We start from the raw sequence: 26490 nt of genomic DNA on the forward strand, positions 1-26490 counted from the left end.
CCTCCGCGGGAGGACCCCGGCCCCCGCCGGTCAGCGGCCGGAGTGGTCGATGACGTTGCCGTTGGAGCAGTTGTTCGCGTGGTCCGACACGTAGTCGCCGAGTACGGGGACCACGGCCACCTCTTGGAGGCAGACGGCGGCCGCGGTGAAGTTCCAGTTGTTGGCCGCGTTCACCCCGCCCCCGAAGTTGGAGTCGTTGTCGGCGTGGGCGGGGGCGGCGAGGCCGAGTGCGGCCACGGTGAGCACGGCCGCAGTCATGATCTTCTTCATGGCCTGGCAACGAGCACCCTCCGGCCGGGTCACTGCCCCTTGCTCCGGATGCGGGCGCAGTGAAGCACTCATACCCTCCCAAATGTGATCCCGCCGAGAACCGAGCCGCGCAGCAGAGCACTCGCACGGGCCGGGCTCGCCCTGGCCGCCGGACTGCTGGCGCTCGGCGGCTGGGGCTTCGCGCAGGCCCCGCCCGCACGGGCCGAGGACCCCGTCGCCCTGGAGCGGCAGGGGCAGATCACCGACCTCGTCGGCGCGCTCGGCGAGCGGAAGTCCGACGTCACCGCCGCCCTCGACAAGCTGTACGCCGACCGGAAGATCCAGCTCTTCGTGGCGTACGTGCAGGACTTCTCCGGGCGCTCCGCCCAGAGCTGGGCGGACGCCACCGCGCAGCGCAACGGCCTCGGCCGGGACGACGTCCTGCTGGCGGTGGCCACCGGGGACCGCCAGTACGCCTATTCGGCCGATGTCGACTCCGGTTTCACCGAGCGGCAGCTGGCGGAGGTGGCGCGGACCGCGATCGAGCCGGCCCTGCGGCAGAACGACTGGGCGGGCGCGGCGATCGGCGCGGCGAACGGCTACGACGCGGTCCTCGGCGGGCAGCCCGTGCCGGCGCCGACCATCACCCCCGGCCCGGCCGACCCCGGCGGCGGCAGCGGCGGGAGCGGCGCCGGGGACTACGTGCTCCCGGTGGTCGCGGTCGGCGCGGCCGGGGCGCTCGGCGTGTACGCGTACACCCGGCGCAGGCGCAGGGACGCCGCGGCCGGCGGCCGCGGTACGACGACCGGGCCGGGCTGGCCCGAGGGGGCGCCGGACCGCCTGCCGCTGCCGGAGCTGGACGGCCGGGCGAAGTCCCTGCTGGTGGAGACGGACGACGCGGTCCGCACCAGCTCCGAGGAACTGGGTTTCGCCACCGCGCAGTTCGGCGAGGAGGCGGCCGCCCCGTTCATCGCGGCCGTGGAGTACGCCAAGGGCGAGCTGACGCACGCCTTCCGGCTGCGCCAGCAGCTCGACGACGCCTATCCGGAGGACGACGCGACCCGGCGCCGGATGCTGGACGAGATCGTCGCCCGCTGCACCGAGGCGAACCGGCGGCTCGACGCCCAGGCGGCGGACTTCGACCGGCTGCGGGACATGGAGAAGAACGCCCCGCAGGCCCTGGCGGCCGTGGAGGAGCACTATCTGGAGCTGACCGGCCGCACCACCACCGCCGAGGCGACCCTGACCGCGCTGGCCCGGCAGTACGCGGACTCCGCTTCCGCGGCGGTCTCCTCCAACCCCGAGCAGGCCAAGGACCGGCTGCTGTTCGCGGCGACCAACCTGGGCCTGGCCCACGCGGCCGTCGACGCGGGCGAGAACGGCACGGCGGCCGTGCACGTACGGTCCGCCGAGGGCGCGGTGGACCAGGCGGCGACCCTGATGGACGCGGTCGAGCGGCGGGCGCAGGAGCTGGCGGAGGCGGCCGGCAAGCTGCCGGGCGCGCTGACCGAGACGGAGACCGACCTCGCGGACGCCCGCGGGCTGCTGACCGGCACGGCGGAGGGCACCTCGACAGCCGACCTGCGCGGGCGCATCGGCCGGGCCGAGGCCGTACTGGCCGACGTCCGGCAGGAGGAGGCGGCGGGCCGCTACGACCCGATCGACGCCCTGCGCCGGGTGGAGGAGGCCGACGCGGCGCTCGACGAGGCCCTCGCCGGGGCCCGGGAGCGGGAGTCGGGCCGGCAGCGGGCGGCGGCCCTGCTCGACCGGGCGATGCTCGCGGCGCGCAGTGCGATCGGCGCGGCGACGGACTACATCACCACCAGCCGGGGCGCGGTGGGCAGCCAGGCCCGCACGCGGCTGGCGGAGGCGGGCCGGCATCTGGAGCGGGCCGGGGCGCTGGCGGCGGGCGACCCGTCGGAGGCGCTGGCGGAGGCCCAGCAGGCGGATGCGCTGGCGCGGCAGGCACAGCAGCTGGCGGAGCAGGACGTACGGGCGTACCAGGACCCGTACGCGGGCCGGCGCGGCGGCGGGCAGGGCGGCGCCGTACTGGGCGGGATCATCCTCGGCGAGATCCTGCGGGGCGGCCGGGGCGGTGGCGGATTCGGCGGAGGCGGTTTCGGCGGCGGCGGGGGCGGTGGGGGCTTCGGCGGATTCGGCGGCGGCGGTGGCAGCGGCCCCGGCTCCTTCGGAGGCGGCGGCACCCGGGGCCGCATGGGCGGCGGCGGCCGCTTCTGAACCTCCCGCGGCGCGGGTCCCGTACCGGACAGTCCATCCCCCACCAGGAGAGACCCATCATGAGCAAGCAGACCATCCTCGGCCGGGTCACCCAGCTCGCCAAGGCCAACATCAATGCGCTGCTGGACCAGGCGGAGGACCCGCAGAAGATGCTGGACCAGCTGATCCGGGACTACAGCAACAACATCTCGGAGGCGGACCAGGCGGTCGCGACGACGATCGGCAACCTGCGGATGCTGGAGGCGGACCACAAGGAGGACGTGGACGCGGCGTCCGAGTGGGGTTCCAAGGCCCTGGCCGCGAGCCGGAAGGCGGACGAGCTGAGGGCGTCGGGGGCCGCTGCGGAGGCCGACCGGTTCGACAACCTGGCGAAGGTGGCACTGGGCCGGCAGTTGCAGTCGGAGAAGGAGGCGCAGACGGCGGAGCCGACGATCGCCGCGCAGACGGAGGTCGTCGGCAAGCTCAAGTCGGGCCTGGACTCGATGAGGAACAAGCTGACGGAGCTCCAGGCGAAGCGGGACGAGCTGGTGGCCCGGGCCCGCACCGCCGAGGCGCAGAACACGATGCTGGACGCGGTGAAGAACATCGACGTCATGGACCCGACGAGCGACCTGAGCCGCTTCGAGGAGAAGGTGCGGCGGGAGGAGGCGATGGCCCTGGGCAAGCAGGAGCTGGCCGCGTCCTCCTTGGACGCGCAGTTCGAGTCCCTGGACGACCTGGACCGCCGCAGCGAGATCGAGGCCCGCCTGGCCGCCCTGAAGCAGGCCTAGGTCCTGGAGGTTCGCCGGTTGCTTCCCACACCGGTCGGACAGTCTCCGGCCGGTGTGGGGAGGCCCGCCACCCGATGTCGTCGCAGCCCGACGACGTGAACTGCCTTCGGCCGACCGTCAGCCGGTGCAGCCCGGGACGGCACCGGTCGGGCTGCAGTTGTTCGGCTGGTTGTTGCGAATGACATCGCCGTTCAGGGTCAGGAGGCCGGACGCCTTGAAGATGCCGCCGCCGTCGCCCGCCCGGTTGCGCGTGATGGTGTTCTCCTCCAGCGTGGTGGTGCCCAGCCCCTCGGGTCCCCCGGCGTGGTAGAGGCCGCCGCCCTGAGCCGTGCCGTTCTTCGCGGTGGCTGTGTTCCGGAGAACCTTGTTGCGCCTGGCCGTCAGGGTGCCGCCGTCGGGGTTGTCGAGGCCGGCGCCCTGAGCCGTGCCGTTCTCAGCGTCGACGGTGTTACCGGTGATGCGGCTGTCGATCAGGTCGAGTGCGCCGAAGGGGCCGACGCGGACGCCACCACCGCGCGCAGTGCCGTCCTTGGCCACCGCCCGGTTGCCGCTGATCTCCACCCTGCTCACGGTCATCAGGCCGTTGTTCGCGATGCCACCGCCCTGGGCGACACCGTGCGGAGCGTCCGAGGTGTTGTCGCTGACGGCGCCGCCGGTCACGGTCAGCCTGCCGGGCTGCGGGATGCCGTTGGCGACGGCGGCGCGCGCGAATCCCCCGGGGGCGAAGGAACGGTTCTTGCGGATGACCGTGTCCTCGACGGTCGTCTCGGCGAAGCTGATGATGCCGGCCGCGAAGGCGGTGCTCTGGGTGTCCTTGGTGACGGTCGCGGTGTTCCCGGTCAGCCGGGAGCGGGTGACCGTCAGAGGACCGTCGTTCGCGATGGCGCCGCCGGCGGCGGCTCCGCCGGTCGCGCTCCCGCTGTAGATGACGTGGTTCGCGGTGACCTCGGTCTCGCTCACGCTGCCGGTGCCGGGGCTGTCGATGGCGCCGCCCTGGGCGAACACGTCGGACTGGGACGTGTTGCCGATGAACTTGCTGCGGGTCACCTTCATCGTTCCGGTGTTGGAGATGCCGCCGCCGCAGGCCAGACCCGGGGGGTCGGGAAAAGCAGGGCAGTCCGTGGCGAAGCCACCACTGATCGTCGTGCGGGTGAGCGTGAGGTTTCCCGTCGGTCCGACGAAGAGGATCCGGAACTTCGGCACGTTGTCCTCTCGCCCGTCCCGCCTGATCGTGGCCCCACTCCCGTCGATGGTGATCTCACTTGCGATCACCGGCAGCCCGTTGCCGGGGTTCACGGGGTCCGGCGCCGTCAGCTCGTACGTGCACTTGCGCGCCAGCCGGAGCGTGTCCGGCCCCGGTGAGCTGTTCGCGGCGTTGATCGCCGCGACGAGATCCGGGACCGAGCAGCGCACCTGCACCGTGGCGGCGTGCGCGGCCGGGGCGGGGACCGCCACCAGCGCGCCCGCCACGAGGCCGAGGACGGCCGGGACATGCTGACGAGACATTCGGGACTCCTTCTTCTGCTGTGTACGGCCGGCCGTCAGGGGACCGCAACCAGCCGAGCTCAGCCGACCACGCGCAACAGCCGTCGGCTCCCCGGCGTGATCCGTACGGGCGGGCGGACCGCCCGGAGGGAGCATGAAGACGCGCGAACGGGCGACGACGCGCTAACGGGGTCCGCCCTGGCGGGCGGACCCCGTTAGCCGTGACGCAGCTCGCCGTACTCGGCAACCCGGCCCTCTGGCTGTCAGCCGTACATGTTGAGGAGTTGTTCCGCAGAGAGTTCCGTGACGCCCTCCTCCGCCGCGCCCGGCAGCGGCAGCTCGAACCACACGGTCTTGCCGCGGTGGGTGCGCCGGGTGCCCCACCCGGCGGACAGCAGGCCCACCAGCTGGAGGCCCCGGCCGCCCTCGTCGGTGTCGCGGGCGCGCCGGCGCCGCGGCTGGACCAGGTTCGCGTCCCACACCTCGCACACCAGCGTCCGGTCCAGCAGCAGCCTGAGCCGGATCTCGCCCTCGCCGTAGCGCAGTGCGTTGGTGACGAGTTCGCTGACCAGCAGCTCGGTGGTGTCCAGCAGGCCCTCCAGGCCCCACGCCGGCAGCTTGGCCCGGGCCAGTTCCCGCGCCCGGCCCACCGACCGGGCCTCGCGCGGCAGCTGCCAGTCCCCGACCGCGTCCACGGGCAGGCCCTGCACCCGGGCCATCAGCAGGGCGATGTCGTCCTCGCCGTGCCGGGTGTCCAGGGTGTTCAACACGTGGTCGCAGACGTCCTCCAGAGGGCGGACCGGGTCCGCGAGCGCGGCGCGCAGACCGCGCAGGCCCTCCTCCAGGGGATGGTCCCGGGACTCCACGAGCCCGTCGGTGTACAGGGCGAGCAGGGCGCCCTCGGGGAGTTCGACCTCGACCTCCTCGAACGGCTCCCCGCCCACCCCGAGCGGCAGCCCGGGCGGCACCTCCAGCAGCAGGGCGGGCATGGGCTCCCGGTCCTCGCCCCGGCCGGCCTGGTTCGGCGACACCAGCACCGGCGGCATGTGGCCGGCGTTGGCGATGGTGCAGCGCCGCGTCACCGGGTCGTAGACCGCGTACACGCAGGTGGCGAGGTACACCTCCGAGCGGTCCGAGTCCCGGGAGTGCAGGGCCGCCCGGGAGGCCTGCTGGGAGCCGCCGGGTGCGCCGAGCCCGCGCGCGATCTCGTCGAGCGCGGTCAGCACCTCCGCCGGTTCGAGGTCCAGCAGGGCCAGGGTCCGTACGGCGGTGCGCAGTTCGCCCATGGCGACGGCGGCCCGCAGGCCCCGGCCCATGACGTCGCCGACGACCAGCGCCGTGCGGTGCCCGGGCAGTTCGATGACGTCGAACCAGTCGCCGCCGACCTCGGTCGCCGCGTTGCCCGGCAGGTAGCGGCAGGCGATGTCCAGGCCCGCCGCCTCCGGGTCGCCGGGGGGCAGCAGGCTGCGCTGCAGGATCAGCGCCCGCTCGTGCTCGCGCCGGTACAGGCGCGCGTTGTCGATGCACACCGCGGCCCGGGCGGCCAGTTCCACGGCCACCGCCCGGTCCCGTTCGCCGAAGGGCTCACTGCCCTTCGTACGGGAGAACTGCGCGAGCCCGACCACGGTGTCGTGGGCGACCATCGGCACCACCAGGGTGGACTGCACGAGGTCTTCCGGTCCTCCGCCCTCGATCAGCCGCGGCCGCGCCGTGCGCAGGGCGAGCGCGCCCGGCGAGGCCGCCGGATAGCGGTGGATGTCGCCGACGGCGACCAGGGCGCCCGGGCCGGACAGCGGGGCGTCGGAGACGGCGGAGGCGAAGGCCACCCGGCGCAGCGCGGCGGACGGCGTGCGGGCCGGACCCTGGCCGGGCAGGCTGGGCACGCCGGGCCCCTGGGGCCGTGCGGGCCGGTCGTCGTCGCCGAGCAGCAGCCCCTGGTAGAGGTCGACGGCGGCCAGGTCGCAGAAGCCCGGGACGGTGACGTCGAGGAGTTCCCTGGCGGTGGTCTCCAGGTCGAGGGAGTTCCCGATGCGGTGCCCGGCCTCGTTGAGGAGGGCGAGATTGCGCCGGACCCCGGCGGCCTCGCGGGCGGCGAGGTGGCGGCGGGTGACGTCCGTGCCGATGCCGGCGACACCGATGGGGCGGCCGCTGCCGCCGTGCACGCGGTAGAGGTTGATGGACCAGTGGCGGTTCTCCCGGCTGCGCGGGGTGGATCCGGTGATCCGGAGGTCGGTGACCGCGTCGCCGGTGTCCAGCACCCGGCGCAGGGCATCCGCCATCCGGTCCGCCTCGTGCGCGGGCAGGTAGTCGTGGACGGTGCGGCCGCGGTGCGTCTCGGCGGTGCCGCCGAAGACGGTGGCGAAGCGCCGGTTGGCCCGTTGCACGGTGAGGTCCGTGCCGAAGAGCAGGAAGCCGAAGGGAGATTGGCCGAATATGGCTTGTGAAGCGGCAAGGTCGGATTCGATGCGGCGCAGCGCGCGTACGTCGACGACGACGCAGAGGGCGGCCCGTTCCGCGGTTTCGGTCTGGGTGGGCATCACATAGATCTCGGCCACGCCGTGCGCGCCGTTCCCGCCCGGGATCCGGAAGGGGATCAGGCCGGTCCACTCCTTGCCGTCGAGGATCTCGGCGACCTTGCGGTGGGCGTCCGGGCGCAACTCGGGGGGCATGAAGGCGTCGACCGGGTCGCGCCCGACGGTCTGAGCGGCCGTCAGTCCGAAGAGCTCCTCGGCGCGCAGGCTCCACTGGTCGATGAACCCGTCGGGTCCGATCGAGAAGGATGCGACCTTTATGTAGTCATATATCGAGCCAGGCGGACTGCTGTGCCACAGGGCGTCGTGCCATGTCTCCCGAGGCACGTCGGCCTGATGTGCCTGCGCAGGTATTTCGCTCACGCGACCGTCCCCTCCAGCTCACCGCAACCGGACCGGCCATGACGGCAGTATTCAGCACCACGACCCCGGACGGCACGGCGTTCACGATCACAGCACGGTCTCGATGATTTCAAGCCATGTCGCGCGATCTCCCCCGGCCCCCTTCCCGGCGACCGCCGGGAGGCGCCGCGGGGGGTCCCCCGCCACCGCTCACCTTGTTACTCACCAGGAAGAGCCAACTCGAACCACACAGTCTTCCCTGTTTTCCCGTGACGTGTTCCCCACCGCTGCGAGGAGGCGGCCACGAGGTGCAGTCCGCGGCCCCCCTCGTCCTCCGAGTCCGCCACCCGCTCGCGGGGCGGATCCGGAAGCGGATCGGAGATCTCCACAAGCAGTGCGGGACCGCCGGCGGGGGTGTCCGCGGGGCCCTGGGCGGCCGGATTCCGCCGTATCAGGCGGACGCCGATGGGGCCGGAGGCGTAGCGCAGGGAATTGGTCACCAGCTCGCTGACCAGCAGGACGGTCACATCGCCGACGGCTTCGAGGCCCCACTCGTGCAGGGTTCCGCGGACGGCGTGGCGGGCGGTGCGGACGGCGCCGGGCTCGGCGGGGAAGGCCCACTCGGCGCACTCACCGTCTGTGTCGATCACGCCGATCACTTCCCGGGCCAGCAGCGACCCCAGTCCGGTTCGTCTGGGACGAAAGAGGGACGAGATAGGGATTAATAGCGACATACCCGATATTCAGGGCGTCGTACCACTCGATCCCGAACCCACCGGCGCAGTGTGGCGCAGACGGCCTAGAACGCGAGCGTCACGCGCCCCCGCCGCTCCCGCCGCCGTCCGCGCGCAGCCGGCGGCCGGCTTCGGCGACCGCGGGACGGTCCTGGTCGAGCCAGTCCACCGACTCCAGTTCCTCCGGCCCCAGCCAGCGCAGTTCGTCGTGGTCCTCCAGCGGCGCCGGCACCCCGGAGAGCAGCCGCGCCGTCCACACGTGCAGGACCAGCCCGGGCTTCAGCGGCCACTCCCCCGGGATCCGCTCCAGCGGCTCGGTCTCCACGCCGAGCTCCTCGCGCAGTTCGCGCACCAGGGCCTCGGGGACGGACTCACCCGGTTCGGCCTTCCCGCCCGGCAGCTCCCAGCGTCCGGCGAGCTCCGGCGGTGCGCTGCGGCGGGCGGCCAGCAGGCGCCCCTCATGACAAAGGGCTCCGCCCACGACCACTCGTACAGTCATGGGCGGAGCCTATGCCAGCGCCGTGAGGCGCCGCTCAGCTCAGTTCATCGTGGCGGTCTGACCGATCCGCTCGACCCAGTAGAGCTGCTTGTGTCCTCGGTCGTCGAGACTGTCGGCGACCTTCTGGGCCTCGGCCCGGGTGGCGTACCGGCCCACCCGGTAGCGGTTGCCGTTGTCGTCCTGACGTATGACCAGCCACGGAAGCAGTGCACCGCTGTCGTTCATCGCGTTTCACCTTCCGCCGACGTATCTGCCCGGGAAACCGCATTGCGCATATGCCCGACCTTACGCCCGACCTTTACGGAGCGGATACGGTTTTTCACGAAGAGATACCTGGCAGGCGTACGCATCCGGCCATGCGTACGAGTGCGCCGCGCGCGCCGGTCCGAACAGGGCGCACGCCGGGCGCCGGGGAAGGGACTGCGGGCCCCCTGCCTTCCTGCGTACGGATATACCCGCAGGTAGCTTCGGGGGAACCGGTCGTCCGGGCGGCCCGAGGGCCCGGGAACAGGGCGGTTCCGGCCGCAGCTGCGGCGCCGCCGGGGGCGGCGCGGCCGCCAGGCCCGCCCGCGGAAGGCGCAGCTCGGGACGGCCGGCCGCGATCACCATCGCGCCGAAACCCGCCGGGTCGCCGGATCCGGCGAGCCCGACGGTCGCCGCCCGGCCGCCATCCGCGACGCCGGGCGGTTGGCCGGTTGGCCGCGTTGGCCGGCTAGCGCACCGGAAGGTGGTACGCCAGGCGGTAGCGGTCGGCCGGGACGACCACGTCGGCCGTCTCCACCGCGCGGCCCGAGGCGAAGTAGGTGCGGCCGATCACCAGCACCACGTGCCCCGGGACCCCGCCGAGCAGGACGAGCTCCTCCGCCAGGCCGGGCCGCGCGCCGACTTCCTCCACCATGTTGTCGACGACGACGTCGATCGCGGCCATCCGGTCGACGACTCCGGAACCGCCCAGCGGGCCCTCCTCGGGCAGCATCACCGGGGTCCGCCCGGTCACCGCAAGGGGCTCCCAGGAGGTCGAGAGCATCATCGCCTCGCCCGCGTCGCGGAAGACGTACCGCGTCCGCATCACCCGCTCGCCCGGCTCGATGCCGAGCCGCTTCGCGATCTCCGCGGGCGCGCCCGCCTGTTCGCTGCTCGACTCCCACGTCCCCCGCGCGCCGGAGTCGGCCTGCTCCTGCCGGAACGGCGTCGAAGAGCCGCCCGTGCGGTAGCCGGAGCGGGCCACCCGCCGCGGCACCGGCTGCTCGCGCACGTACGTACCGGACCCGGACCGGCCCTCGACCAGTCCCTCCGCCATGAGGACCTTGCGCGCCTCCAGGGCCACGGTGTCGGAGACCCCGTACTCCTCGCGGATGCGTGCCTGAGAGGGGAGCCGGGCGTGCGGGGGCAGAGAACCGTCGACGATCTGCCGTCGAAGATCCCCGGCCACGCGCAGATAGGCCGGCTGCTCACCGAAAGTCACTGGCCACTCCCATCAGGTTGACAGACAGCTACACCCTGGCAACCGACGGTTGTAGACCGCAAGCAAGGGCCAGAGTTTCACCCGAAGTGATGAAGCCAGGTCACTCAAACCCGTTACCGCGCGTTACCCCGGAGACGTCACACCGACCGCGACGAGGGCAGCCGGGCGGACCCGACCTCCGGGTCCTCCGTGTCCTCCGGGCTGTCCTCCAGCCACCGCGGAACCTCCGTCGAAAGCCCGTACGCGCCGCGCAGCGCCTTCTCCGTCTCCAGGGACATCGCAGCCAGCGCCCGGTCCCACAGCCGGTCGAACTCCGTCCCCGTCCGCGCCTGGGAGGCGCGCTGCCAGGCCGCGCGGGCCGCCTCGATCTCCTTGAGCTGCGCCGGAGCGGCCTTCTCCAGCCCCGGCCGGGTCGCGTCCTGCTGGAGGACCTTCGCCTCCTCGCCCAGCGCCGCATGCATCTCGCGCGCCCACGCCTGGTGCTTCTGGAGCGCGTCGTCGACGTCCTCCTCGGGCGGCCGGCTCATGACGAACTCCACGCCGTTGGCCGCCCGCAGGAAGGCCGCCTGCTCCGGCTTCAGCATGCCCGCGTCCCGGCGCAGGCTGCCGCGCCACTCCTCCTCCGTCGTGCCGATCACGCACAGCAGCCGCCGGTCCCCCTCCCGCCAGGACTGGCGCGAGGGCGCGTAGTAGAACATCTCCGCGAACTCGGGCAGGGCCCAGGTGTCCATCGCGTACTCGTCCTGGGCCTTCCAGCAGGCGTCCTCCCACGCCCGGTCGGCCTCGCTCGAATCGGGGGCGTCCGCGGCGCCCACCGTCCTCGACGCGGTGACCTCGCCGTGGTGCACGCGGGAGCAGTCGACCGCGTACATGAGGGGCCGCTCGTCGAACAGGTCCCCGCCGGGGACGTTGAAGCAGTCGCCCGCCTTCAGGTCGTCGATGTCCCTGAGTTCGCCCTCGACTTCGGTGTACTCGGTCAGCCCGTCGAGCCGGCCGGGAGCCGCCTCCGCCAACCGGCCGAGGGCGAAGACCATCACGCCCGTCATCACGACGGAGACCACGAGCCCCGTGATCGCCAGGACCTTGCCCCGGTCGCCCTTCTTCGCGATCTGCACGAGCGCCGCGATGCCGAAGGCGATGCCGAGCGGCGGGAAGCAGAGCAGTCCGGCGAGGAGCGAGGCGAGGGCGAAGCCGTTGAGCGCCGGCGGCTGCGACCCGTGGCCGAGCGGCGGTCCCCATCCCCACCCCGGCTGCGACGACGGCGGGGGCCAGGAGTGGCCCGGTCCGGGAGGAGGACTCGGCGGGATGCTCAAGGGGTCGGACTCCATCGCAGGTGGCAGAGGGCATCGCGGGGCACCAGGTGGCACCACGGCGGGCGCGAACGGATGCGCGAATAGTACGCAGCGGGGGCGACCGGCAATCGGTCGCCCCCGCTGTTTCCTCACGGCTCAATCACCGCTGCCTGCTTCGCTCCTCAGAACTGCAGGGCCCAGGAATCGATCTTCCCGGTGTCGCCGTCGGAGTTGTCGTTCACCCGGAGCTTCCACGTGCCGTTCGGCGCCGTCTCGGAGGAGGCGTTCACCGTGAAGGTCCTGATGATGTTGTCGGCGCCCTCGCCGGAGCGGTTGTGCAGCGTGTAGACGGTGCCGTCGGGCGCGACCAGGTCGACCTTCAGGTCACCGATGTACGTGTGCTTGATGTCGACCGGGACCTTCAGCGTCGTCGGGGCGCTGCCCACCACACCGCTGACGGCGATCGAGGACTCGACGGTCGCCTTGTCGCCGATCGCGCGGTCGGTGGTGTTCTCGAAGCGCTTGCCCGGCGGGACGGGGCCCAAGGCGGTGACGTGGAGCAGGCGGTTCGGCGAACCGGTACCGGGGCCGCCCACCACGTTCGGGGTCGCGGAGCCGATCAGCGCCGTGGCCACCTGGGCCGGGGTGCTGGCCGGGTTCTGCGACAGGTAGACGGCGGCCGCGCCCGCGACGTGCGGCGTGGCCATCGAGGTGCCGTTGATGGTGTTGGTCGCGTAGTCGCCCGTACCCCACGCGGAGGTGATGGAGGAGCCCGGCGCGAAGATGTCCAGGGCCGCGCCGTAGTTGGAGTAGCTCGCCTTGGCGTCGGTGTTCGTGGTGGCGCCGACGGTGATCGCCTCGGCGACGCGCGCCGGGGACTTGGTGGAGGCGTTGGCCGACTCGTTGCCCGCGGCCACGGCGTAGGTGATGCCGGAGGCTATGGAGTTGCGGACGGCCGTGTCGAGCGCGGTGTCCGCGCCGCCGCCGAGGGACATGTTGGCGACGGCCGGCTTGACGGCGTTGCGGGTCACCCAGTCGATGCCGGCGACGACCTGGGCGGTCGTGCCGGAGCCGTTGTTGTCGAGGACGCGGACGCCGACGATCTTGGCCTTCTTGGCCACGCCGTACGCTCCGCCCGCGACGGTGCCGGCGACGTGCGTGCCGTGGCCGTGGCCGTCCTGGGCGGTGTTGTCGTTGTCGATGGCGTCGTAGCCGTAGGAGGCGCGCCCGCCGAAGTCCTGGTGCGTGATGCGGACACCGGTGTCGAGGACGTACGCGGTGACGCCCTCGCCCGCCTTGTCCGGGTAGGTGTAGCTCTGGTTCAGCGGCAGCGCGCGCTGGTCGACGCGGTCCAGGCCCCAGGACGGCGGGCCGGGCTGCGTGGCGTTGACGGTGAAGGTGCGGTTCTGCACGACCGACTGGACCGCCGGGTCCCCGGCGAGCTTCTCGGCCTGCGCCTGGGAGACCTCGACGGAGTAGCCGTTGAGGGCCGCGCTGTAGGTCCGGTCGATCTTCGCGCCGTACTTCTTGGCGACGAGCTTGCCGCTCGCGGTGGTCGAGCGGGGCGCGGTGTCCTTCAGCGTCACGATGTAGCTGTTGGGCACGGTCCCGGGGGCCCCGGCGTTCTGGACCACGCCCCGCGCACCGCTGTCGGCGGCCGAGGCGGGCAGTGCGGCGGCGGCCGAGCCCAGTGCGAGGGCCACGACCGCGGTCGCGCTGATACCGGCGATCTTCCGGCGCCTGTGACGCATCACTGGCATGTGACGGGTCCTCCTCTTAGGTGGTGCATTGCGGGGGTCGGCGGAGCCTCGCAAGCGTGGCCATGACAACGCAGATGGCCCAACGGGCGGTCGCCTCCGAAAGGTTGACCCACCCTCGGCACGACCCGACAAGAGGACAACGAACGCGTAACATCCGTGCCATACCCCGGCCATGACCGACCAAAGGCGCTCCGCACATGACGCACGCACCCCCCGGTTACGTCTGCTCCGAGGACGGTACACGCGCCGACGTCCGGACCGCTCCTTGGGGGTGCCCTCTGTGCGGCGGGCCCTGGGACCTCGATTTCACGCCGGACCCGGACGCGGCGCTCGAACCGTCCGCCGGACCGAACTCGCTGTGGCGGTACGGGCCGGTGCTGCCGCTGCCGGGGGCGTTCTCCATCTCCCTGGCGGAGGGGCACACTCCGCTGATCCCGCTCGGGGAACGGGTTCACGCCAAGCTCGACTTCCTGATGCCGACCCTGTCCTTCAAGGACCGGGGCGCCGTGATGCTCGTGGAGCTCGCCCGCCGGCTGGCGCCGCAGCGCGTCGTGGCGGACAGCAGCGGCAACGCCGGGACGTCGGTGGCGGCGTACTGCGCACGGGCCGGCCTCGACTGCGAAATCTTCGTGCCCGAGGGGACATCGGAGAAGAAGACCGAGCAGATGCGGGCACACGGCGCGGTCGTCCGGGTGGTCCCGGGCGGCCGCGAGGCCGCGGCACTGGCCGCCCGCAAGGAGGCGGACGCCCCCGGCGTCTTCTACGCGAGCCACGTGTTCAACCCGTACTTCCTGCACGGGACCAAGACCTACGTGTACGAGGTGTGGGAGGAGATGGGCCGGCGGCTGCCCGAGGCGCTGGTGGTCCCGGTGGGCAACGGCACGCTGCTGCTCGGGGCCGCGCTGGCGACGCAGGAGCTGGCCCGACGCGGCGTCAGGCCGCCGGCCCTGATCGCGGTCCAGTCGGAGGCGGTGGCCCCGCTCGCGGAGGCGTTCGCGGCGGGCTCGGACGATGCCGCTCCGGTGGAACAGCGGCCGACCCTGGCCGAGGGGATCGCGATCCCTGCGCCGCCGCGCGCCCGCCAGATCCTGGCCGCGGTCCGGGAATCCGGCGGCACCTTCGTGACGGTTCCGGACGACCGGCTGCGCGAGGCCCAGCGGGACCTGGCCCGGCGCGGCCTCTTCGTGGAACCGACGGCCGCGGCCTGCTGGGCGGCGGTGGGCCCCACGTCCGCGACCGACCCCTTGCAGGGCCGCACGGCGGTCATCCCCCTCTGCGGCGCGGGCGCGAAAACGGGCCTGGCCCCGTAGCCGCCCCGAATCCCAGCCCCGCCGGCGTTTTGAGGCGCGGGGGCCCGGGGGGGGAGCCCCCGCAACGGCGCCGCACCCGGCCACGCACCGGCAGCCCCCGAATCCGCCGAGCCAGCGCCAGCGCCAAGGCAGAGGTCGGAAATCCGCGAGCCCCCGCCCCACCCCGTCTGTTCAACTGACGGCATGAGCACCCACATCGGCCTCGCCGCCAAAGCCACCGCGTTCGCCGCGCTGCACACCCCCGCCGCCCCCCTCGCCCTGGCGAACGCCTGGGACGTCGCGAGCGCCCGCATCGTGGAGGCCACCGGCGCCCCCGCCGTCGCCACCACCAGCGCGGGCGTCGCCTGGTCCCTCGGCTCGCCGGACGGCGACGCGCTCGCCCGCGACCGCGCCCTCGACCTGATCGCCCGCGTGACCGCCGCCGTGTCCGTGCCGGTCACCGCCGACATCGAGGGCGGCTTCGGCGCAGACCCGGCCGCCGTCGGCGAGACCGTCGCGGGGGTCATCGCCGCCGGCGCGGTCGGGATCAACATCGAGGACGGCACCCGCGCCCCCGCCGAGCAGGCCGAGCGCCTGGCGGCCGCCCGCGCCGCGGCCGACGCCGCCGGGGTCCCGCTCTACATCAACGCCCGGATCGACACCTACCTCAAGGGCCTGGGCGAGCCCGCCGACCGCCTCGACGAGACCCTCGCCCGCGCCACCGCCTACCTCCGGGCGGGAGCCAGCGGCGTCTTCGTGCCCGGCGTCCTCGACCCGGCCGTCGTCGCCGAGCTGGCCAAGGGCATCGACGCCCCCCTCAACATCCTCCTCGGCCCCGACGCCCCGACCGTCGCCGCCCTCGGCACCCTCGGCGTCTCCCGCGTCAGCCTCGGCTCCTGGGTGGCCGAAGCGGCGTACGCGCTCGTCCGCCGCGCCGCCGAAGAGCTGATCACCGAGGGGACCTACGGATCGCTCGCGCGATCGCTCCCGTACGGCGAGCTGAACAACCTGCTCAAGGACTGAGACACCCAGATGCCTGCATGGGCCAACGACCATAGGATCCGGGCATGAGCACCTCAACCCCGGTGGACGGCAGAGCCGCGGCCACCTCGCACGGCAGGATCACCGGAGCGGTCTGGACCGCACTGGCCCTCGTCTACGTCGTGTGGGGCTCGACCTACCTCGGCATCCGGATCGTCGTCGAGACGATGCCGCCCTTCCTCTCCGCGGGAGCCCGCTTCGTCACCGCCGGCCTGCTGCTGGCCGCCATGGTCGCCTGGCGCCACGGGCCGGCCGCGCTCCGGGCCACCCGGGCGCAGCTCGGCTCGGCGGTCCTGGTCGGCCTGCTGCTGATCCTCGGCGGCAACGGCCTGGTCGTGCTCGCCGAGACCTCCGTGCCGTCCGGCCTGGCCGCACTGCTGGTGGCGGCGGTGCCCATGTGGGTCGTGGTGCTGCGAACGGCCACCGGGGACCGGCCCCCGGCCCGCACCCTGGCCGGGGTGCTCGTCGGCCTCGCCGGGCTCGCGGTACTGACCAGCCCCGGGCTGAGCGGCACCGTACGGCTGTCGGGGGTGCTGCTGGTGGTGGTGGCGTCGGTGCTGTGGTCCCTGGGGTCCTTCTCCGCCTCGAAGCTGTCCCTGCCCGGCAATCCCTTCACGGGCAGCGCCTACCAGATGCTCGCCGGCGGAATCGCGGGCGTGGTCGTCGGCCTGCTGCGCGGCGAGCACCGCGGTCTGGACCCCGCGTCCTTCTCCACCGCCTCCTGGCTGGCCCTGGGCTACCTGGTCCTCTTCGGCTCGCTCGTCGGTTTCACCGCGTACGTGTGGCTCCTGCAGGCAGCGCCGCTGTCCCTGGTGGCCACCTACGCGTACGTCAATCCGGTCGTCGCCGTCGCCCTCGGCGCGCTCATCCTCGACGAGGCCCTGACCTGGCCGATCCTGGTCGGCGGCGCGATCGTCGTGGCGGCGGTGGTCGTGATCGTCAGCACGGAGCGCAGGAAGCGGTAGCGGCGGGGCTGGAACCCGGGGTGCTGGGGCACGGGGCGCTCAGTCCCGTGCGGCCCGCTCGTACAGCGCCTTCGCCCGCTCGTCGAACAGCGCGGCCGTCGAGTCCACGTCGGTGTCCCCGCCGCTCAGCACTCCGATCAGGTGCCCGGCGGGATCCGCCCCGCCCCGGTCGGCGATCCACGGGCTGCCGCTCGTACCCGTCCAGAAGCCCGCGCAGCTCATGTAGAGCATGTCGGGGTCGTCATCGTCGTGACGGGTCTGCGTCGTGCAGGAGACGGGCCTGTTCTCCGGGTTGTGCTCGGACTCCGGGTAGCCGACGACGGTGACGTCCCGCTCGTAACCGGAGGTCCATTCGGGCCTGGGCGCCTCGGCGCGGCCGCCGACGGCCTCCTGGACGCTGCGCCCGTCCTCGTCCGGATCGATGGTGAGGAAGGCGAAGTCGGCGGTGTCCTCGCCCCACTTGGTCCAGCGGTCGTCCACGTGGATCGCCTTGACCTTCCACACCCCCAGCGGCTGGGTGCCGTCGCCCTCGCCGGAGAAGGCCGGGGCGAAGGAGAGCTCGCCGATGGCCAGGCCGTCGTGAGCCACCTCGCCGGGCTGTCCGTCCTCGCCGGCGGGGGCGACGCAGTGCGCGGCGGTGGCGACGACATTGCCCTTCGGGCTGTCGACGACGCTCGCGGTGCACCAGTGCTCGCCGCCCGCCATGAGCACTCCGACGGTGGGGAAGGGGAGCACCGGCGGCTCGCCGGGCGCCTTCATGAAGGCCATGGCGCACACCGCCGCGATGCCCGCGGCGGCGGCCGCCGATGCCCCCTTCACCACCGTGCTCATCGCACGCCGGGATCGGGTGTCGGTCCCTTCATCACCTTGCTGATCCACTCCAGGGAGCCCTCCCTCATGCCGCGCACGTACGACTTTCCGTTGTGCTCACCATCCTGGATCACCTGGAGCGAGGTGTGCACGGGTCCCTTGCCGTACTCCTTCATGAACTTCTCGGCCTGCTCGCGACCGGTCTCCTTGGTGCCGATCTGGAAGTTGATGTAGACGTCGGGACCGCCCGTGTCGATCAGCTTCGCGGCGAGCTTCTCGGGGTTGTTCTGGTCCATGGCCTGCGTGTTCCCGTTCCAGAGCGGGGAGTCGGGCACGATGTCGGTGCCGCTCGCGATGGCCGCCTTGAACCGGTCGGGGTACTTCAGGAGCTGCTTGAAGCCGTTGAATCCGCCGGCCGAGGAGCCCATGAAGGCCCACCCGTCGCGGGAGGTGAAGGTGCGGAAATTGGCCTTCGCGAAATCGGGGACGTCATCCGCCATCCAGGTGCCCATCTTGGGCTGGCCGGGGATGTCCGATCCGTCGAAGTGGTGCTTGGTGTCCGCGTTGGTCACCGGCATGATCAGGATGAAGGGCAGGCTCTTCCCCGACTGGGCCCCGTCGCTGACCGCCTGCTGCAGGCCGAGGCCCGGGCCCGTTCCCCAGTAGTTCGTGGGGTAGCCGCGGCCGCCGGGCAGGGAGATCAGGACCGGGAAGCCGCTCTTGGCGTACTTCGGATCGTCGTACTCCTTCGGCACCCACACCCACACGTCGCCCGTGAAGCCGGACTTCTTGCCCGTGAGGGTGGCCTTGCCGATCTGGGTGCCGTCGGGCAGCCGGCTGGTGCGGACGAACGAGGCCGCCGGACCGGTGGGCATGAGCACCTCCGGCAGGGCCTCGGAGGCGGTGGCCGTCTTCTCCTGGACCTTGCCGAAGGAGACCGGATCCCCTATGTCCGAGAAGAGGCCGAACTTGTACGCTGCTGCGCCCCCGGCGAGGGTGAGCGCGAGACCGCCGCTGATCAGAAGCAGGCGCAGGCGGTGGGGGCGGCGGCGACCCGTGGTCATGGGGCTGCCGTCGCCTTGCTGGTCATGCTGCACGGTTGTTGTCCCGTTCCTTCTCCGGCGCTCACCTCGGAGCGCGGGCCGGACCGATCGGTCCCCCTTACACCCTTTACAGAGGTATGAACGACGGTCCGGGTTGCCTGGGACGGGAGTGACGTGTCGAGCACCACGCGAGCCCTCGGGGGGCGGGGCGGGGTGAGGCGGGGCGGCGGGGCGGGGGCGGGGCGGCGAGCCGGGAGGGAGAGGCGCGGGAAGGTGGGGGGCGGCGGGGTTTCGGCGGGGCGGCATCAGCGCTGTCTTGGGGGTTTCCCGTCAGTCCCATCGTCTCTCCGGTTCGTGCCGGCCCCTCAGGGGCGCTCCTTCGTCGCGTCGCTGCGCGATGGCCTGCGGCCACCCTTGACCGCCCGTCCCGCCCCGGAAATACGAGGACAGCCGGGAACCCCCCAAAGGAACGGGCCGGGCGATCGATAGAGAGACGGCGCGTCGGAGGGCGCGGGCGGGAGCCCGGAGCGCCTCAAATCGCTACGCGCTCCTGTCGTGAAGCGTCTGCGAGCCTCTTGGGCCGGACATAGGCCGCCATCGATCGCTACGCGCTTCTCGATCACGCGTCCGCAGACCGTCTGGGGCTGGCCATAAGCCGCAGAGGCCCGATTCGCTCCTCATGGAGGGCGTCCGAGGGCGGTTGGGGGGAGGAAAAGCGCCAGATAACGGCTGAGGCGATGCCAATCCAGGTGTGGGTGGATGCGCACCCCAAAGAGCCGACAGATTGCCCCAATTGCACCTGTTTGGGCGGGCGGCTGGGACCTCACCTCGCCCTTGATGGGGGTTGGCATCGGCTCAGCCGATGGATCGCCCTCCCGCCCCCCAAATCCGCCCCTCCCAGCCCCGAACAAGGGCCGGACGCGGTCTCGGAGAAGCGCGTAGCGATCGATGGCGGCCTATGTCCAGCCCAAGAGGCCTGCGGACGCTTCACGACAGGAGCGCGTAGCGATTAGACGCGCTTCCCCGACCGCCCCGCCCATCACTGATGTGGCCGTCTCTCTTTTGAAGGCCCGGCCCGTTCCTTTGGGGGGTTCCCGGCTGTCCTCGTATGTCCGGGGCGGGACGGGCGGTCAAGGGTGGCCGCAGGCCATCGCGCAGCGACGCGACGAAGGAGCGGCCTTGAGGGACCGGCACGAACCGGAGAGACGATGGGACTGACGGGAAACCCCCAAGACAGCCCTGATGCCGCCCCGCCGAAACCCCGCCGCCCCACACCACCCCGCGCCTCCGCCCCCGCCCCGCCGAAAGCCCCGCGGCCTCAACGCGCTCGTCGGCTCGCGCTCCCGGCCGGGCAGGTCGTGGCCTCGTGGTGGGTGGGCAACCACGGGCCCGCGGTGGGGGCCGAGGGGGCTGGAACCCCGCCCCCGATCAGCCCGCCTCGGGCTTCGGCGCCTTCAGGACCTTGCTGATCCACTCCAGGGAGCCTTCCTTCATGCCCCGGACGTAGTGCCAGCCGTTGTGCTCGCCGTTCTGGATGTCGCGGATGGTCATCTTGATCGGCCCCTTGCCGTACTGCTGCTGGAACTTCGTCATCCGCTCCTTCCCGGACTCCTTGGTGCCGATCTGGAAGTTGATGTAGACCTCGGGGCCCTTGGTGTCGATCAGCTTCTGGGCGAGCTTCTCCGGGTTGTTCGCGTCCATCTCCGCCTGGTGGCCCTTCCACAGCGGGGAGTCGGGGACGATCTCGCCGCCGCTGGCGATGACGGCCTTGAACTTGTCCGGGTGCTGGAGGACCGTCTTCATGCCGACGAACGCGCCCGAGGACGAGCCCATGAAGGCCCAGCCGTCACGGGACTTGTAGGTGCGGAAGTTGGCCTTGGCGAAGGCCGGGACGTCCTCGGCCATCCACGTCCCCATCTTGGCCTGGCCGGGGATGTCGGAGCCGTCGTAGTAGTACTTGGCGTCCGGGTTGAGCACCGGCATGATCACGATGAACGGCAGGCTGGTGCCGGCCTGGGCACCCTCGCTGATGGCCTTCTGCAGGCCGAGGCTGCGGTCGGACCAGTAGTTGGCCGGGAAGCCGTTGCCGCCGGGAAGCGCGATGAGCACCGGGAAGCCGCTCTTGGCGTACTTCGGGTCGTCGTACTCCTTGGGCGCCCACACCCACACGTCGCCCTCGAAGCCGGACTTCGCGCCCGTGAGGCGGGTCTTCGCGATGATCGTGCCGTCGTCGAGCTTGGTGGTCTGCTTGAAGTCCGACTTCGGGCCGGTCGGCATCAGCACGTCGGGGTCGCCGGAGGGCTTGGCCTCGGCGGCCGGTGTGCCCGGGTCCGACTTGCCCGCGGCCGGGGGCGGGTTCTTGCCGAAGGTCACGGCCTCGCCGTTGCCCGAGAACCAGTCGAGCTTCCAGGCGGCGAAACCGCCGCCGCCGAGGAGCAGCGCGAGGGCGACCACGGCGCTGATCCATATTCGGCGCCGGGACCGCTCGGGCTGCGGGGGCTCACCGTCGTGCGGGTACCCGGTGGGGGCGGGCGGCTCGCCGTACGGCGGCTGGTCGTACCGCTCCTGGTAGGGCTGCTCCTGCCGGTACTGCGGGTACTGCTGCGTGTGCTGCTGCTGGCCGCCATGCCCCTGGGGCGGGTGGTCCTGGTACGACGGCTGGTCGTCAGGCCGCGGGCGCTGCGGGTACTGGTGCACGAACTTCGCTCCGAACGGTCTTGACTGCCCCCGAGGGCAGAACGGCTGGTCTCCCCTAAGTCCTGATGAGCGAACCACCCGCACAGTTCCAAATTCGAGCAAAAAACATGGGGGAGGCGCGCGGGCGGGGACTCACCGCTGGGCGTCGAGCGCCTCCGCGCACCGCCCGAGCAGTTCGATGAGCTGCGCCCGCTCCTCCCCGGTGAACGCGGCGGCGAGCGCCCGCTCCACCCGGACCGCGCCCGCGTCCGCGAGTTCCATGACCGCCCGCCCCTCGTCGGTGAGCCGGGTCTCCAGCACGTTGCGGTGCCATTCGTGCGGGGTCCGCTCGATGAGCCCGCGCTCCTGGAGGTTCTTCAGCACGGTGTTCATGGTCGGCGGGGTCACCCCGCACAGGCGCGCGAGCGCGGCGGCCGAGATCCCGGGCTTCTCGGCGAGCCAGAGCAGTGCCGCGTACTGCGGAACCGTTACTGCGGCCGGCTTGCAGGCCGCGTTCTTCGCCGCGAGGAGTGCCTGCTCGGCGCGCTTGACGTGAGAGCCGATGCGCTCCTCGGGGGCCATGGAGGTCATGACGGCATCATACGACCCTTGCATGCATTAGAGCTCTAACATACATTCGCCTTCACTTATCCAGTAGAGGACATCCGATGGGGCGGGCGATGAAGACGACGAAGATGACGAAGACGAACAACAAGGCCAACAGGACGGCTGCGAAGAAGTCGCTCCTGGTCGCGGCACTGGCCGGGACGCTCGCCCTCGGTGCGGCGGCGCCGGCTCCGGCCCTGGCCGGGGCGGGGGGCCCGGCGGGCGGCGCCCGGATATCCACCGCCTTCACCCTGCCCGGGGCGAAGGTCTACCCGGAGGGCATAGCCGCGGACCCCCGCACGCGCACGGTCTACGTCGGCTCGTACGCGGACGGCACGGTCTACCGGGCCCGGCCGGGGCGGGCGGAGGCCGAGGTGTTCCTGCCCTCCGGCACCGACGGCCGCCACACGGCCAACGGCCTGCGGGTCGACGCGCTCGGCCGGCTGTGGGTCACGGACTCCACCGCGGGCGTGGCCGTGTACGACACCGCGACCGGGACCCGGTTGGCCCACTTCGAGGTGGCCGCGGGGACCGCCGCCCGCTTCGTGAACGACCTCACCATCACCCCGGACGGCACCGCGTACCTGACGGACAGCATCCGGGGCGTGATCTACCGCGTGACCCCGCGGCAACTGGCAGCCGGCAGCGGCGTCCTGACCGAGGCCTACGACCTCACCCCGGCCCTGCGCCCCCGTCCGGCCGGCGCGTTCCGCCTCAACGGCATCACCTCCGACCGGGCGGGCCGCTACCTCCTCACCGTCGACATGACGGCGGGCGACCTCTACCGGGTCGACCTGCGGACCGGCGCCGTCCGCCGCGTCGCCCTCACCGGCGGGGACCTGAAGGCCGCCGACGGCCTCGACCTCGCCCCGGACGGCACCCTGCGCGTGGCGCACAACGTCACCAACACGCTGACCCGGTGGCAGCTCGGTGCGGACGGGACCCGCGCCGGGCTGACCCGTACGGTCACGGACCCGTCCCTACAGATCCCCACGACGCTCGCGCACGTCCCGGGACGCACCCTGGTGGTCCGCTCGCAGTTCGACAAGGGCGGCCCCATGAACCCCGGTACGGGCACCCCGACCACCTTCACGGTGGCTTCGGTGCGCGGCCTCTGACCGGGCCGGACCGGACCGGACCGCGCCGTCAGGCGGCGCCGGCGGCAGCGGCGTTCTTGCGGGCCCGCGCGTCGGCGACGGCGTACGGCAGCCCGGGCAGCAGCAGGAGCGGCGGCGCCCACAGCGGCAGCGTGAACAGCGGCCCGTCACCGGCCAGCCAGTCGACCAGGATCCCCGCGGGGAGCGCGACGAGGAGGGCGACGCCCCAGCTCCGGAGGAGGCCGAGGCTGCCCCGGCGCAGGTTCCAGGCGACGGTGACCGCGGCGAGGACCACCCAGAAGGAGAGGTTGCCGGGGGTCACGTCCAACTGAGTGGTCCACCGGGTCAGGTACGGGATCAGCAGGACCCAGGCGGCGAAGTAGCAGCCGATGGACGCGGCGCGCAGCACGCGGCGCGGGAGCGGGGCGCGCGCCCGGGCCCAGGCCGCGGCGAAGGTGCGTACGTTCCCGCCGACGACGTCCTGTGCGGTGCGGCCGGCGGCCTCCGCGTCCTCCAGGTGCGCGGAGAGCTCGTCGAGCATCTCGCGCATGGACGCGTCGTCGATCCCGCGGTACTCCCAGTTGCTGCGGCAGGCCGCGAGTATCTGCGCGTTCGTCATGCCGTGTTCTCCCCCGTGGATTGCGTGGTGGCGGTCAGGATCCGGCCCACCGGTCCGGCGAAGGCGAGCCAGTCGGCCCGGCCGCGGCCGAGCTCGGCGTGCCCCGCGTCGGTCAGCCGGTAGTACTTGCGCGGGGCGCCGCCGCTCGGGGACGGGGCGCGGTACGAGGAGATGAGCCCCGCCCGCTCCATCCTGGCGAGCAGCGGGTAGATGCTGCCGTCGCTGACCAGCTCCAGTCCGCCGGTGGCGAGGGCCTCGGCGAACTCGAAGCCGTACCTGGGCCGTTCGGCGATCAGGGACAGCAGGCACAGGTCGAGCACTCCGCGCAGGAGCTGGCTGCGCCGTTGGTCACCGGTCGCCGGCGGCTCCTTTGTCATGCGGCACAAGATAGTCAGCAACTAGCTTGTGCCGCAAGGCAATGGGCGGGGTCGGCTATCTCGGTGCGGTGACCCGACGGGTGGCGGAACGCATCACCAGCGCCATCACGACTTCGAACACGCCGAGCAGGACGAGCCACAGCCCGAGCAGCCGTGTCAGGGCGACCGCGGAGTCCACCGGGAAGCAGAGCACGACGATTCCGGCGACGGTGCCGAGTGCACCCAGGCCGAAGAGCAGCCCCCGGTGGACGAGGAGGCGGTCGGCGATCGCGACGTAGGCCGTGAGCACTCCGGTGATCAGCCAGAACACGCCGACGATCAGGGACAGTGCGCCGATCGTCTGCATCGGATGCCGCAGCACGAGGACGCCGGCCAGGAAGGCCAGGACCGCGATCAGCACGCTCGCCAGCCTGCTGCCGCCGGCGTCGTTGCTGTGCGAGAAGGCGGCAACGAAGCGGAACCCGCCCGCCACCAGGAGCTGCAGGCCGATGATCACGGCCAGGATGTGCAGCGTCTCGTCGGGCCAGACGAGCACGAGGATGCCCGGGATCAGGGTCGCGAGAGCGACTCCGAGTGCCCAGTGCCAGGAACTCCCGAGCTGCTTGAGCGTGTCCTCGGGGTCATGCTGCGCGCGCTGCGGTGCCGCGTCGGGATGTACGGACATCACGCCTCCCGGACCCACCTGAAGTACCTTTACACCCATTTTATGCCGGTACCCCGCAACCCGCGGCTCCGTCGCCGGTCCGGCCGCCGGAAGCGACGTCTCATCCGGCCGCAATCGCTAGGGTCGGCTCATGACCGCACTGCCCGACTGGATGCGCCCGCCGCGCCCGGAAGGCTGGTTCGCGGAGGACCTGGACCACCTCCCCGAGGCACCCCGCCACACCGAGCTGATCGACGGAGCCCTCGTCTTCATGATGTCGCCCCAGCGGTCCTGGCATGGCCGCCTCGTCACCGCCCTGACCACCACGCTCATGGCGCAGGCGCCAGCCGGATTCGAGGTCGAGGGGGAAATGACGATCCGCCTCGATGCCCGCAACCGTCCCGAGCCGGACCTCTTGCTGACGAACCTGCCCTACGACCCCGACCGCACCTGGTACGCCCCGGAGGACGTGAAGCTCGTCGTTGAGGCCGTATCCCCAGAGTCCGCCCATCGCGATCGCACGGTAAAACTCCGCAAGTACGCGGAGGCCGGCATCCCGCACTACTGGTGCATCGAGGACGAGGACGGGGCACCCGTCGCCCACGTCTACGAGCTCGACGAACCCACCGGCGCCTACGCGCCCGCCGGGATCTTCCGGGGCACCCTCCAGCGCCCGGTGCCCTTCCAGGTCAACCTGGACCTCGACCAGCTCACGCCGCCCCGAAGCACCTGAGAAGTCAGCACCCAGTCAGCACGGGAATGCGTACACATTGAAGCGGAATGTCTGCGGCCCACTCCTGACCTGCGGACTGTCTGCGGACTGGCCTACGAGGTCTCGACGGAATCGAGGTGCCTGCGCAGCTCAGCCGCGATGTCTTCGTCGCCACCCTCGGCCGGCAGCGGCCACGGGTCCTGCTCGCCGTTCGCCACAGCAAGGCCGCTCGCGAACCAGACGAGGTGCGGTGCGGGCACAGGAGTCCCGGAGCCACCGCGCAACGTGGGCTCGGGAATGTCTCCCTCAGAGCCCTCTCCAGGGACTCGGCCGTAGCGCGCCAGGCTCAGCACCGTGAAGCGTCACGGTCTCCTCGTCCCGCTGGACCGCGCACCGGCGTCCTTCAGGCGGGCCGAACGACTGATGGATGACCAGATGCCCAGCGCCGGCCCAGCACGGGAAACAGCAGGGGCCAACGGCTCACCTCTTCACCTGAATGCCCCTGCCGCGTCGCCCCCCATCCGCCCCGGTCATCGCGTGGAGTGGGAAAACGAGCCCGCGCGGGGCCACCGGAAGGCAGGAAAGGGCGCTATGTACGTTCGCAGCATCTACGCAACGGGTGATCCGGCCGAGCTCGACGGGGTCGCCGAGGCGCTACGGACCGACGGGCGTGCGCTGCTGTCGGCGCAACCGGGCTTTCGCGGGATGGGGCTGTTCGCCGACCGCGAGCTCGGCAAGCTCCTGGTGGGATCGTGGTGGGAGGACGAGGCCTCCCGGCAGGCCAGCTACGAGAACCTGAGCAAGCGGCGGGCCGAGATGATGGCACCCTTCGCGCAGACCGTGACGGTCGACAACTGGGAAGCGGCGGTCGCCCGGCGCGCAGAGGAACTCGCGCCAGGCGCGGGGTTCCGGCTGGTCCACATGGACGTCGAGCCGGCCGACATCGACCTGCTGGTGGACACGTTCCGCGACACCTCACTGCCCAGGATCCAGAAAATTCCCGGACTGGCCGGCATCTCCCTGCTCATCGATCGCGACCGCGGCAGAGTCGCCGTCGGCGCGCTCTACGCCGACCGCAACGCACTCGTGGCATCCCGTGGCGCCGTCGCGGCGGTCCGCGGAGAGGCCACGGCGAAGGCTCGCGCAACCACCCGCAGCCTCGAGGAATTCGAGGTGGTCCTCGCCACGGCTGTACCCCACGCCTGAGCCTGCCTCCGCCTGCGCGATCGCGAGTCAGCACCAAGTCG

General features: G+C 72.1%; 25 protein-coding genes. 8 read left to right on the forward strand and 17 right to left on the reverse strand.

Annotated features, from left to right (window positions below):
- Positions 1 to 30 precede the first annotated feature (30 nt).
- The gene (locus tag OHA91_RS14070) at positions 31 to 270 is read right to left on the reverse strand and encodes a hypothetical protein (RefSeq protein ID WP_031151376.1); all 240 of its coding nucleotides are present in this window, start codon (positions 268 to 270) and stop codon (positions 31 to 33) included.
- Positions 271 to 423: 153 nt separating this feature from the next.
- Between OHA91_RS14070 and OHA91_RS14075 the strand changes: the two genes are divergently transcribed.
- On the forward strand, positions 424 to 2487 hold the full coding sequence (locus OHA91_RS14075; protein WP_408059237.1) for a TPM domain-containing protein: 2064 nt from the start codon (positions 424 to 426) through the stop codon (positions 2485 to 2487).
- Between the two features lie 59 nt (positions 2488 to 2546).
- Entirely contained in the window at positions 2547 to 3257 is a 711-nt protein-coding gene (locus OHA91_RS14080; RefSeq protein WP_031151371.1) for a PspA/IM30 family protein, read from the forward strand.
- Positions 3258 to 3374: 117 nt separating this feature from the next.
- On the opposite strand, the gene OHA91_RS14085 is transcribed toward OHA91_RS14080, so the two are convergent.
- The 8 genes from OHA91_RS14085 to OHA91_RS14120 all read right to left on the reverse strand — a co-directional run bounded on the left by OHA91_RS14085 (position 3375) and on the right by OHA91_RS14120 (position 13365).
- Positions 3375 to 4763: a hypothetical protein gene (locus OHA91_RS14085; RefSeq protein ID WP_328739299.1), complete on the reverse strand. Its 1389-nt coding sequence runs from the start codon at positions 4761 to 4763 to the stop codon at positions 3375 to 3377.
- A gap of 242 nt (positions 4764 to 5005) precedes the next feature.
- Positions 5006 to 7636, reverse strand: a complete 2631-nt coding sequence (locus OHA91_RS14090; protein ID WP_167344721.1) for a SpoIIE family protein phosphatase — start codon at positions 7634 to 7636, stop codon at positions 5006 to 5008.
- A gap of 197 nt (positions 7637 to 7833) precedes the next feature.
- A complete protein-coding gene (locus OHA91_RS14095; protein WP_031151364.1) occupies positions 7834 to 8274 on the reverse strand; it encodes an ATP-binding protein in 441 nt (146 codons plus the stop codon).
- Positions 8275 to 8428: 154 nt separating this feature from the next.
- Complete coding sequence (locus tag OHA91_RS14100) at positions 8429 to 8848, reverse strand: (deoxy)nucleoside triphosphate pyrophosphohydrolase (RefSeq protein ID WP_031151362.1); 420 nt, start codon at positions 8846 to 8848, stop codon at positions 8429 to 8431.
- Positions 8849 to 8887: 39 nt separating this feature from the next.
- The gene (locus OHA91_RS14105) at positions 8888 to 9073 is read right to left on the reverse strand and encodes an SPOR domain-containing protein (RefSeq protein ID WP_030664389.1); all 186 of its coding nucleotides are present in this window, start codon (positions 9071 to 9073) and stop codon (positions 8888 to 8890) included.
- A gap of 487 nt (positions 9074 to 9560) precedes the next feature.
- A complete protein-coding gene (locus OHA91_RS14110; protein ID WP_031151360.1) occupies positions 9561 to 10313 on the reverse strand; it encodes a GntR family transcriptional regulator in 753 nt (250 codons plus the stop codon).
- A 137-nt stretch (positions 10314 to 10450) separates the two neighbouring features.
- A complete protein-coding gene (locus OHA91_RS14115) occupies positions 10451 to 11626 on the reverse strand; it encodes a DUF4190 domain-containing protein (RefSeq protein WP_328739300.1) in 1176 nt (391 codons plus the stop codon).
- 161 nt (positions 11627 to 11787) lie between these two features.
- Positions 11788 to 13365 carry a S8 family peptidase gene (locus OHA91_RS14120; RefSeq protein WP_328739301.1) on the reverse strand — a complete coding sequence of 526 codons (1578 nt, stop codon included), beginning with the start codon at positions 13363 to 13365 and terminating at the stop codon, positions 11788 to 11790.
- A gap of 197 nt (positions 13366 to 13562) precedes the next feature.
- Here OHA91_RS14120 and OHA91_RS14125 point away from each other — a divergent pair, with 197 nt between their 5' ends.
- The 3 genes from OHA91_RS14125 to OHA91_RS14135 all read left to right on the forward strand — a co-directional run bounded on the left by OHA91_RS14125 (position 13563) and on the right by OHA91_RS14135 (position 16660).
- A complete protein-coding gene (locus OHA91_RS14125) occupies positions 13563 to 14675 on the forward strand; it encodes a threonine synthase (RefSeq protein ID WP_266498031.1) in 1113 nt (370 codons plus the stop codon).
- A gap of 183 nt (positions 14676 to 14858) precedes the next feature.
- On the forward strand, positions 14859 to 15677 hold the full coding sequence (locus tag OHA91_RS14130; protein WP_266498034.1) for an isocitrate lyase/PEP mutase family protein: 819 nt from the start codon (positions 14859 to 14861) through the stop codon (positions 15675 to 15677).
- Positions 15678 to 15721: 44 nt separating this feature from the next.
- The gene (locus tag OHA91_RS14135) at positions 15722 to 16660 is read left to right on the forward strand and encodes an EamA family transporter (protein WP_031151350.1); all 939 of its coding nucleotides are present in this window, start codon (positions 15722 to 15724) and stop codon (positions 16658 to 16660) included.
- Positions 16661 to 16699: 39 nt separating this feature from the next.
- Here OHA91_RS14135 and OHA91_RS14140 read toward each other — a convergent pair whose 3' ends face one another.
- The 4 genes from OHA91_RS14140 to OHA91_RS14155 all read right to left on the reverse strand — a co-directional run bounded on the left by OHA91_RS14140 (position 16700) and on the right by OHA91_RS14155 (position 21780).
- On the reverse strand, positions 16700 to 17479 hold the full coding sequence (locus OHA91_RS14140; protein WP_245240115.1) for a trypsin-like serine peptidase: 780 nt from the start codon (positions 17477 to 17479) through the stop codon (positions 16700 to 16702).
- A gap of 8 nt (positions 17480 to 17487) precedes the next feature.
- A complete protein-coding gene (locus OHA91_RS14145) occupies positions 17488 to 18534 on the reverse strand; it encodes an alpha/beta hydrolase (protein ID WP_266498040.1) in 1047 nt (348 codons plus the stop codon).
- Between the two features lie 1407 nt (positions 18535 to 19941).
- Positions 19942 to 20982 (reverse strand): alpha/beta hydrolase, encoded by a 1041-nt coding sequence (locus OHA91_RS14150; protein WP_245240169.1) that lies wholly within the window; start codon positions 20980 to 20982, stop codon positions 19942 to 19944.
- A gap of 360 nt (positions 20983 to 21342) precedes the next feature.
- Positions 21343 to 21780 (reverse strand): MarR family winged helix-turn-helix transcriptional regulator, encoded by a 438-nt coding sequence (locus OHA91_RS14155; protein ID WP_209441521.1) that lies wholly within the window; start codon positions 21778 to 21780, stop codon positions 21343 to 21345.
- 89 nt (positions 21781 to 21869) lie between these two features.
- Here OHA91_RS14155 and OHA91_RS14160 point away from each other — a divergent pair, with 89 nt between their 5' ends.
- On the forward strand, positions 21870 to 22913 hold the full coding sequence (locus OHA91_RS14160; RefSeq protein ID WP_328739302.1) for an SMP-30/gluconolactonase/LRE family protein: 1044 nt from the start codon (positions 21870 to 21872) through the stop codon (positions 22911 to 22913).
- Between the two features lie 28 nt (positions 22914 to 22941).
- Here OHA91_RS14160 and OHA91_RS14165 read toward each other — a convergent pair whose 3' ends face one another.
- The 3 genes from OHA91_RS14165 to OHA91_RS14175 are packed head-to-tail and all read right to left on the reverse strand — an operon-like array spanning position 22942 to position 24552.
- A complete protein-coding gene (locus OHA91_RS14165; protein WP_328739303.1) occupies positions 22942 to 23511 on the reverse strand; it encodes a hypothetical protein in 570 nt (189 codons plus the stop codon).
- Positions 23508 to 23888 carry a PadR family transcriptional regulator gene (locus OHA91_RS14170; protein WP_051893312.1) on the reverse strand — a complete coding sequence of 127 codons (381 nt, stop codon included), beginning with the start codon at positions 23886 to 23888 and terminating at the stop codon, positions 23508 to 23510. The genes OHA91_RS14165 and OHA91_RS14170 overlap by 4 nt, the downstream gene beginning before the upstream one ends.
- Positions 23889 to 23943: 55 nt before the next feature.
- On the reverse strand, positions 23944 to 24552 hold the full coding sequence (locus OHA91_RS14175) for an HdeD family acid-resistance protein (protein WP_031153224.1): 609 nt from the start codon (positions 24550 to 24552) through the stop codon (positions 23944 to 23946).
- 130 nt (positions 24553 to 24682) lie between these two features.
- On the opposite strand from OHA91_RS14175, the gene OHA91_RS14180 reads away from it, so the two are divergent.
- On the forward strand, positions 24683 to 25264 hold the full coding sequence (locus tag OHA91_RS14180; RefSeq protein ID WP_031153226.1) for a Uma2 family endonuclease: 582 nt from the start codon (positions 24683 to 24685) through the stop codon (positions 25262 to 25264).
- A gap of 92 nt (positions 25265 to 25356) precedes the next feature.
- Here OHA91_RS14180 and OHA91_RS14185 read toward each other — a convergent pair whose 3' ends face one another.
- Positions 25357 to 25503, reverse strand: coding sequence for a hypothetical protein (locus tag OHA91_RS14185; protein WP_189972167.1), 147 nt, complete (start codon positions 25501 to 25503; stop codon positions 25357 to 25359).
- A 331-nt stretch (positions 25504 to 25834) separates the two neighbouring features.
- Between OHA91_RS14185 and OHA91_RS14190 the strand changes: the two genes are divergently transcribed.
- The gene (locus OHA91_RS14190) at positions 25835 to 26449 is read left to right on the forward strand and encodes an antibiotic biosynthesis monooxygenase (RefSeq protein WP_031153228.1); all 615 of its coding nucleotides are present in this window, start codon (positions 25835 to 25837) and stop codon (positions 26447 to 26449) included.
- Positions 26450 to 26490: the final 41 nt, after the last annotated feature.

The sequence above is a fragment of the Streptomyces erythrochromogenes genome, from assembly GCF_036170895.1.
Taxonomy (GTDB): Bacteria; Actinomycetota; Actinomycetes; order Streptomycetales; family Streptomycetaceae; genus Streptomyces; species Streptomyces erythrochromogenes.